Here is a 1842-nt window from a genome sequence, read left to right on the forward strand (position 1 = left end):
GCTTCACCACTCGCGTTCGGTTCAGGACTCGTGAGCCGCAGCACTCGTGGTTCCTTTCGCTCGCGACCGAGCCACGAGTGAGTGAGTCGATGCTGGAGCGGCAGCGCACGACGTCTAAGGATCGCATCCACCACGAGGAACTAACGCTCCCTGAATGGGGTTCAGCACACCACACGAGCCCTCACACCGTCAGGCTTAAGCACCAGACAGCGATACGATAAACTGCGCCAAGGTGGCAGAGTCCGGCCCAACGCATCCGCCTGCAGAGCGGAACCCCCGCCGGTTCAAATCCGGCCCTTGGCTCTTTTGACCGAGTGAAACGAGGCCTGAGAGACATCACGGCGCGATTTGAATCTGGGAACGGAGTGACCGTGGTTCACATCCGTCCCTTCGGTTCGGCCCCGTCGGTGACTCGCTTCGGTTCTGCACGCCTGTCGGTGCGGGGTTCGTCTACACAAGCAGTGGCGACGCTCCAGATATAGTGTAACGTCACCGTGACGACCACAGGCTGGTCGACCGAATCAGTCGTCGTCGCGTTCCGAGAGCCGACCGTACCGAAATCGCCGCTCAGTCGAGGTAAGCTTCGACGTCGACCGAAGGCTCGTCGTCGATTTCCTCGGCGAGTTCGAGGGCCTGGAGTGCTGTCTTCCGCGCTCGGACCCCTGCATCGACGGCCGAAAACTGCTCCACAGCACGTTCGAGTTTGTCGAGTGCGTCGGCAGGACGGTCCACCGACTCGAGTGCATCGGCGAGTTCGCAGAGATACCGCCCTTCGAGGGCACTGGACGGTGCGAGTTCGACGGCAGTTTCGAGGTGGTCGAGTCCGTCCGCCACTGCCCCGTCTTCGACCAACGCGAGGCCGTACGCGACGTGTCCGTGGGCATTCGGTTCTCGACCAAGCGATGCTGCATCGTCGAGGACTTCCTCGGCGAGTTCGAGGGCGTCGGAGAGAGACCCACAGTCGAGCAGTGCACGTGCGCGAGTCGCCTGAAGGTCGACGAGTTTCGACTCGTTCTCTTCGAGGAGGTCGATTGCGACGTCTGCATGTTCGACTGCACTCTCAGGCTCACTCAGTTCGAGCAACACAGCGCTGAGCCCGTGATGAGCTCCCTGTCGTATTCTAGTGAATTGACCGCCTTCGAGGGAGTCGACGAGTTCCTCGTAGCGTTCGCGGGCGGCTTCAAGGGCACCTCGTTCGTGTTCGATTCGAGCGAGGTTGTTCGACGACAGTGCGGAACCCAGTTCGTCTCCGATGTCGAGACGAATATCGAGTGACAACCGAATATACCGCTCTGCGTCTTCGAGCACCCCATCCTCGAGTTCGATGTGACTGAGGAGGTCTAGGCTCAGTGCTTCTCCCCACCGGTACTGGAGTTCTCTCCGAATTCGGAGACTCGTGTGGGCGTACTCTCGTGCTACGTCGTACTCCCCAAGCGACCGTTCGACCTGCCCAAGGTTCGCGAGTGTACTCGCGATTTTCGTCCTATCGCCGACTGCACGACGGAGTTCGAGTGCCTGCTCGTAATACTCCTTTGCAGACTCGGGAGTGCCGGTCTGTACTTCAATAGCACCGAGTGCGTTCAATACGTCACTGCGCCCCACGTCGTCGTCGATTCGTTCGAAGCGGGCGAGCGCTGCTTCTGCATTCTCACGTGCGCGTTCGAACTCGTTTCGGTACCGAGCAACTTCGGAGACGCCAGCAAAGCCGTCCGCACGAACCTGCGTGAGTGTCTGCCCGTCTAGTTCGTCGCCGTCGAAGTTGGCGAGCCTTTCGAACTCACGTTCTGCCCGGTCGAGTTCGCCGCCGTTGACGAACATACGGGCGCGCCATCGGCGGACGTC

The 1842-nt window shown here is 60.6% G+C and carries 1 protein-coding gene and 1 tRNA gene; one reads left to right on the top strand and one right to left on the bottom strand.

All coding sequences use genetic code 11. The annotated features are described in order from the left end of the window. Positions 1-226: 226 nt before the first annotated feature. A tRNA-Cys gene (locus AUR66_RS01550) sits at positions 227-303 on the top strand. A 264-nt stretch (positions 304-567) separates the two neighbouring features. Here the strand turns inward: AUR66_RS01550 and AUR66_RS01555 are convergent. Continuing rightward, the coding region (locus tag AUR66_RS01555; RefSeq protein ID WP_157532955.1) for a tetratricopeptide repeat protein at positions 568-1842 on the bottom strand (1275 nt) is incomplete at its 5' end.

The sequence above is a fragment of the Haloferax profundi genome (assembly GCF_001469865.1).
Taxonomy (GTDB): domain Archaea; phylum Halobacteriota; class Halobacteria; order Halobacteriales; family Haloferacaceae; genus Haloferax; species Haloferax profundi.